Genomic DNA, 7,575 nt, shown 5'->3' on the forward strand with positions numbered 1-7,575 from the left:
ACTGATAACTGACTGTTTACGAGTTAGTATCAAGACAGGCTTTTAAACATTGTGCTAAAACCTGTACGTGGGGTTCTAAAACAAAGGAATAATGGTTTCCTGGGACATCAATAATATTAATCTCCTTAGCCGCTATCACAGAAAATAACTCTACCCAAACTAAAGTTGGGTCAGGAGCCATAATATGTTTTTCTCTCGCTCTAAACACAGTTACTTTTCCTGGGTATGGTTGTCGTATATAAGAATAAGTAGCTTTCAAAGTCCCGACCAAAACATCAAGAATGCGGCGATTATTTTGACGTTCCACACCAGGCGGAAAGATTCCCGCTTTTCTAGATTTATCAATGATGTAATTGATTTTTTCTTCTATAGTTAAATCTTTTATTTCCTCTGGTGTTACTAAATTATCTTTACCAAACATACCTCCAAAGACCCTGGAAAGAACACCTACTAAGTAAACATCATCAATGGGCTTCTGTTCATCCAAAAGTATTGGTACATAAGAATCTAATATTGCCAGCAAAGAGACTTCTTGTCCTTGTCTGTACAACTGTTGTGCTACTTCATAAGCGACAACTCCACCAAAAGACCAGCCACCAATGCGATAAGGCCCTTGGGGCTGAAACTCTCGGATAGTTTTGACATAGAGACTAGCCATATCTTCGACTCGTGTCAAAGGTTCTTCATCTCCATAAAAGCCTTGAGCTTGTAAGCCATAAAATGGTTGGTCATTTCCCATATAACCGGCTAGTTTGAAATAGCATAAGACATGACCACCAGCAGGATGTACACAGAAGAACGGCTGTTGATTACCTTTTGATTTAATTGGGACTAGAGGTGAATTATGAATATGATTGTTTCCATCTTGAATAATTTTTGCTAAATCTTCAATTACTGGATTCATCAAAAGTCTCGCGAGGGGTATCTCTTTGGTAAACAACTGCTCAATCTGAGAAATTAAAAGCAGTGCTTTAAGCGAATCACCACCAATAGTAAAAAAGTTTTCTGTCACACCTATCTTTGGTAAGTGCAGAATGTCCGACCATATTTGAACTAATTTAGCTTCAATTTCATTCCGAGGAGCCACAAAGTTATGACTTTCCCTGAAACTAAACACATCTGGCTTTGGTAATGCTTTGCGGTCTACTTTGCCATTAGGAGTTAAAGGGATATTTTCCAGCATGACAAAAGCAGATGGAATCATAAAATCTGGTAGCTTTCTTTTCAGAAAATCACGCAGGTTATCAAGCTGAGGTTTGATAGAATTATAGGTAATGTAAGCGACGAGTTGCTTTTCTTGTGCGTTATCATTACGCGCAATCACTACAGCGTCTCTGACCTCTGGATGGGAGGATAAAACATTTTCAATCTCTCCAATTTCAATTCTATACCCACGAATTTTGACTTGATAGTCGGCTCTACCAATATATTCAATATTTCCATCAGATAAATAACGAGCTAAATCACCTGTTTTATAAAGTCGCTTAAATTCAGAATGAGGAAATGGATTCACAAGAAACCTTTCATTGGTCAATTCTTCTCTGTTGAAATAACCACGCGCAACCCCCACACCACCAATATAAATTTCGCCTATTTCACCAATAGGAACTGGTTGTAAATCAGCATCAAGAATATAAATTTGTGTATTGGCAATAGGACGACCAATAGGTACACTTTGTAAAGTACTGTGCTTTTGACATTGCCAGAATGTGACATCAATAGCCGCTTCTGTGGGACCATAGAGGTTATGTAATTCACATTCTAAATGCTGGAAGAACCGATTTTGTAGCCCTATTGGTAAAGCTTCACCACTACAAATAACTTTTTTCAAAGAAGTACATTTTTCTACACTGCGATTTTCTAGAAATACTTGCAGCATGGAGGGGACAAAATGCACGATGGTGATTTTTTCTTGGTTAATTAGATTTATGAGATAAGCACTATCTTTATGTCCACCTGGTTTAGCTATTACCAAGCGTGCGCCAGTTAATAAAGTCCAAAAGAATTCCCAAACGGAAACATCAAAACTAAAAGGCGTTTTTTGTAAGATACTATCTGTTGAATCTATTTGATATTCTTCCTGCATCCACAACAGACGATTACATATTCCTTTGTGGGTGTTCATTGCACCCTTTGGCTTACCAGTGGAACCAGAAGTATAAATTACATAAGCAAGATTATCTGGTGTAATATTACTGTTGGGGTTGGTATTTGGGTGTATAGAAATTTGTTTCCATTCCTCATCGATACAAATAGTTTGTGCTTGATGCTGGGGAATTTGATTCAGTAATTTTTCCTGAGTTAGTAGTACCTTTACCTGAGAATCTTCTAGCATATAAGCTATGCGTTCTTGGGGATATTCAGGGTCAATGGGTACATAAGCTCCCCCAGCTTTGAGGATTCCTAAAAGACAAATAACCATTTCTATAGAGCGTTCTAAACAAACACCAACCAATATTTCTGGTTTGACTCCCAGTGTTTGCAAATAATGTCCTAGTTGATTTGCTTTATGATTTAATTCTCTATAAGTCAATTGTTGCTGTGCAAACTTGACAGCGATCGCATCGGGAGTTTGTTCTACTTGGGCTACAATTAATTCATGTAAACTCTGAGAGAGGTCATAATCTCTATGGGTGTCGTTCCACTCTACGAGTAACTGATGTTGTTCGCTTTGATGATGATTTTTGGAGTTAAATTCTATAGTTTGCATTTTTCTTCAATAGTCAAATAATTTATTCACGCAGGGAGGCGCACAGAGGAAACACTCCGCGTTACTCTGCGCTAACCTCTTTATCCCTCTGCGTTAAAAAAGCTAATCTCCCCCCAATTCCACCAACTTACCGATATTAAAATCTATCCGCGTCCAACCTTTAAACCGACGCAAATTATTCAACAATAGTAGGGGAATTTGCCAATGATGTACCATCAAAAACGGAAGAGCATCATCTGGCTGATAAATCGCATCTGTTCCACGCCAAATATTTCCCAGCCATGTTTGCAACTGGGTGAAAGAACGGATACCAGTCAAACGCCAAACTTCGTGGTAAGTCCAATAAGTCGGCCTGCTTGTGGCTAGTGGCTGTAAGGTTTCCGTCGTTGGTTCTTGACTTAGGTAGGCTTCTGCTACCTGGGGATGGTTGTAAAATGTGGTAATTGCTGAGTGTGTGCGCGGGTTACATTCGATGGCGTAAACGGTACCATCTTCGGCTTGGATGAAGTCAAAGGAAATCTGTCCTGTCAGCCTGAGTTCCTTGACAAAATGCTTCACCCATTCCATGATTTGCGGGTTTTCTACGTTCTCATAGTTGACTTGAAACGCTGAAGACTCGCAACAGCAATGCAGTCTTAGTTCACCATTCCGAACGGTGCTATGAGTGCAAAATTCCTCACCTGGAATAAATTCCTGCATAATCCACGGCTTTTCTGGACTAATGGGCAAACTTCTGACGAATGCTGCTGTTTCTTCTGGGGTAGCACAGGGAAGTTTGGTTAAGTCCAAGCGCCGCACTGAGTCGTAGGGGATGCTTTTGAGGATGTATTGACGAGACTCACCTGAAAAGTCGAAATTTATAACTTGTTCTGGCGAAGTGATTTTAAAGGATTTGGGTACTGATAAACCAAGCGATCGCGCTTTTTCTGTCAACGCAAATTTATCATCCAACATTTGGGTAATATCTGCGTCAAAATGAAACACTTCGCAATAACGGGATAACTCTGGTTTGGCTAATGAGTCGTAGTAGCTACCCACTGGACTGGTGACGGGAACGTAAACATCGATGTTTTCTTGTTTGACGATATCCACTAAAGCCTGAATGTAAGCTTGGGGATTTTCCTGGGGTGCGGGGACTGTGTAGAACTTGTCCACCGCTTGGGAAAAACGATGACCAGTCAGCCAGTATTTATGGGTTTCCAGCAAGATAACTCTATGTCCAGCCACGTGGAATGACCTAGCTAGTTGTAAAGCTTTGGTCATTTTCCCGCCACTAATGAGAATGTTCTGCGGATTTGCTGCTTTGACTTTCGTTGGTCGGAAAGCTAGCAAGGATATAAAAACAATGGTGGCATTGATTGGCAATGCTAATAATAGCAAAGCCAAAGTCAGGATATTTTGGATAATTGCAGCTATTTTCGTCTGGGAAGGAAGAGATGGTGTAGCAGGTGAGGCGGAAAGCGGAAAGGATTGTGCCATGATATCAATTCAAAATTCAAAATACCCTACGGGTTCTCCGCAGGAGTACAAAATTCATAATTGTGAATTATGAATTACAACTCGGCGAATTATTGTCAACCCATCTCGCAATGGCAATAAGACCTGTTCTACACGAGGGTCTATAGCTACTGTACGATTAAATTGAGCGATCGCTTCACCATTCACGCTACGTTCTTCAGTTGGTAAATACACTTCACCTTGCAGTAATGTGTTATCCACACAGATAAACCCATCTGGTGCTAACAAACTCGTACCTAACAGCTGATGAAAATAGGCGATGTACTCCTTTTTATCTGCGTCGATAAATACTAAATCAAAGGATTCTCCCGCCTCCGCTAACCTATCAAGAGTTGCTAAGGCTGCACCTAGTTCCACACGAATCTTTGCACCGTGGGGAGATTGTTGGAAGGCTTTTTGTCCAATCTCGGCTGCATAAGGGTCTACTTCACAAGCCACCAGCAGTCCATCTTCTGGTAATGCTTCCGCCATCGCCAGTGCTGAGTAACCAGTAAACATTCCAATTTCCAGCACTCTTTTGGCTTTGGTCATGTGAACAAACATTTTTAAAGTTTGTCCTTCTATATGACCAGAAAGCATTTCCTGTTCTAGAGGACGGACGGTTGTACCACCGTGGAAGTGTTCACCCCAGGATTCTGTTGCTGTTGTTTGCGCCAATGCAGCCAGGGCGGAAGATTCTGGAGTGGTGCATTCTTCTAAATAGGGGTCTAAACCTGCGGCTAAACGCCATGCTTGATGAAGATTTCCCACTAATTCCGGAGGTAAATCTGTGCGTTGGTTGATTTGTTTGACTACAGCTTCTAGCTTCTTGGTCAAGATTCCCAGTGGTGTCACAGGTCTAGCTGTTGGTTGGACAATCACATTTGTCATTATTTAGCACTCCCGATTAATTCTTTTTGATAGCTAACGGGATACACATCTACACCCTCACCACCACGGGGATAGTTAGTGCAAAGCTCTTTATGGTCAGCTAATGCGGCGGCTAGTTCCTCTCTTGTCAGGTCATTGACGAAGAAGCAACTACCAATAGGCTTTGGCATGGCGGCTCTCAATAAACCATCACGGGTTAATGTGATAGATTCAGTACCACGCCACAATATTTCTATATCCAACATCGGATGGTCAAGAGATAGACCAACGTGACTCATTAATCCTAAAATGCGATCGCGCTCTTGAATTGTAATATATCCTCTACAAGCTGCGATCGTGGCAGAGAAAGCCATATCCACATTGACGGCGTGTCCGTGGAACATCGGTACACGAGGCGCCAGTTCTAAAGTAGGACTCCAAGTGTGACCGTAAGCAATCACCCTATCTAGGTCTAACTCATGTAGGTTGGGTACTTCCAACTCCAACATCTTATGGATAGCTTTGTAGGTCAAACGATGAGCTACTTCTTTAATCTCTGGCGTTGCATCTATGTTGCCAAAATGAGTCCGCAGTAACTCTTCTCCGTACTTCTCCAACAACTCAAAGACTTCTTGATGAGCAACTACGGCAATTTTCACCAACTCTGCCATACCGTTACGCACTTGGTCTATTGGTAACGTACCTAGTAAGGAGAAATCTAAAAACACTTTGCGAGAAGCATGATAAGCACCCAAACGATTTTTCAGCTTCCGGTGATTTACTGCTACCTTAATAGCGACACTAGCATCAATTAACCCAATTAACGTAGTAGGAATACGGATATAATTACTGCTGCGACGGTATGTAGAGCAAGCAAAACCGACAACATCTGTAATTAAACCACCACCTACTACTAAGACAGGTTCCTTGCGAACTAATTTGAAATCTGCGAAGACATCTATAACTTTCTCAAAAGTTTGAATAGTCTTGTTTGGTTCGGTAATAGTAATCGGAAATAGCCTCAGTTCAATACCGTAAAACTGGAAGTATTCCTGAATTTGATTACCATATAATTGACTGACATTAGCATCGACAATCGCCAAGCATCGTCCGAAATTCTTATATACGTCTGCTAGTTCAGAATTCTTGATTTCAAAAACACCATCTACATACACCAAATCATATTCAATTTTTTCGTATCCCTCTACATGAAAAGATGTTTCTTTAGCTTCAAACTTTGCTTGGACGATACTCATAGTTTCTTGTCTCTTAAGTGCAATACATCAATGTCAAGGCTGGACTTGAAGTTACAAACAATATTGAACTCCTAGCCAAAAAAGAAAATTTTCACAATACTAGTAACTCTAATTTCCTTTGTGAAAAAAGAGTCACAACGTAACAACAGCCGTTACAAACCAAAACTTACCCATACTAAATCAGAGCGCAGAAAATTTGGAAAGCGCATCTATATTCTAAGTATCAAGGGAGTTTATGAGTTTTGGCTCAACCTAAAAATTACAATCGCTCCAAACAGAAATAAGATAAAACTTTCTGGGTTTGCTGACTGCTAATTCTAGATATGTTAAAACTTTTACCAACTAATTACAGACAAAAATGAAATGCAACCAGTTAGCCGTAATAGTTTTACTAGCTGATGTTGCTTAAGGTTAACTTAACATTTTTAAACATATCATTATTTACCGATCACTGCACAAATTTTCTTCAATATTTTTAAAAAATTTTCTTAAACTATTCATAATCTCTATTTAAAATGATGTTCCATTTACGAGCTTGAATTTAGAATTTAGCCATTAGATTTAGTCAATCAATACTCATCAAGTTTAATTAACAGTAATTACTAAAATATTCAGCAAAAATTCACCCCCAATTTTTCGTAAAAGGAGGAGCTTTATTGTTACAACTGAACAAAATGGATGTAAATTAGCTACATATTTATAGAGTGACAAAATTTTGAACACATCTACTTTTGTGGGAGCAGCAAAAATGCCACTATTGCTGTTGAATACTAAGGCTTTAGTGAGATTTTGTTACAAAAGTTCATAAATTAGTTCTCATTTTTCATTTAATGACACCAAATAAAATCCTGAAAAATTATGGATTTAGTGAGTTTGGTGGCGAATATTCGGCGATTATAGTAATTTTTACTACTAAAATAGCTTAATATTCACTTTACATTTCTCAATGTAGCATCGTTTGTAAAATAATGCACCCAACCAAAAGATACATTTTGCTCAATTAATTTCTATTTAGACTAATTTTTTAAGTAAAATTACTTATTGACAAAGTAGTTATTCATGTAAATGAAGTAATAGCATTTTAAATTTTGAATAGTTAAGGGGCAAGCTGTCCGGCCTACCCCTGAATTTAAGACAATACCTTAGCCAAAATAAGAGGATGAAGAGAGAGGGCCGATGTAGTAGAGTTATTGTCTCTCACAACGACAACTCAAAAACCACAATCAGCCCATGCCCGATATC

4 protein-coding genes are annotated in these 7,575 nt (G+C 39.3%); all 4 read right to left on the reverse strand.

The features are described 5' to 3' along the window. Positions 1-16 precede the first annotated feature (16 nt). Positions 17-2,710: a thioesterase domain-containing protein gene (locus H6G18_RS22290; RefSeq protein ID WP_190409281.1), complete on the reverse strand. Its 2,694-nt coding sequence runs from the start codon at positions 2,708-2,710 to the stop codon at positions 17-19. 102 nt (positions 2,711-2,812) lie between these two features. Further along, positions 2,813-4,189: an ATP-grasp domain-containing protein gene (locus H6G18_RS22295; protein ID WP_190409282.1), complete on the reverse strand. Its 1,377-nt coding sequence runs from the start codon at positions 4,187-4,189 to the stop codon at positions 2,813-2,815. Between the two features lie 54 nt (positions 4,190-4,243). Continuing rightward, the gene (locus tag H6G18_RS22300; RefSeq protein WP_190409283.1) at positions 4,244-5,098 is read right to left on the reverse strand and encodes an O-methyltransferase; all 855 of its coding nucleotides are present in this window, start codon (positions 5,096-5,098) and stop codon (positions 4,244-4,246) included. Then, positions 5,098-6,333, reverse strand: coding sequence for a sedoheptulose 7-phosphate cyclase (locus tag H6G18_RS22305; RefSeq protein WP_190409284.1), 1,236 nt, complete (start codon positions 6,331-6,333; stop codon positions 5,098-5,100). Before H6G18_RS22305 ends, H6G18_RS22300 begins: the two co-directional genes overlap by 1 nt. Positions 6,334-7,575 lie beyond the last annotated feature (1,242 nt).

Origin of the sequence: Anabaena subtropica FACHB-260, from assembly GCF_014697105.1 — a bacterium.
GTDB lineage: Bacteria > Cyanobacteriota > Cyanobacteriia > Cyanobacteriales > Nostocaceae > Trichormus > Trichormus subtropicus.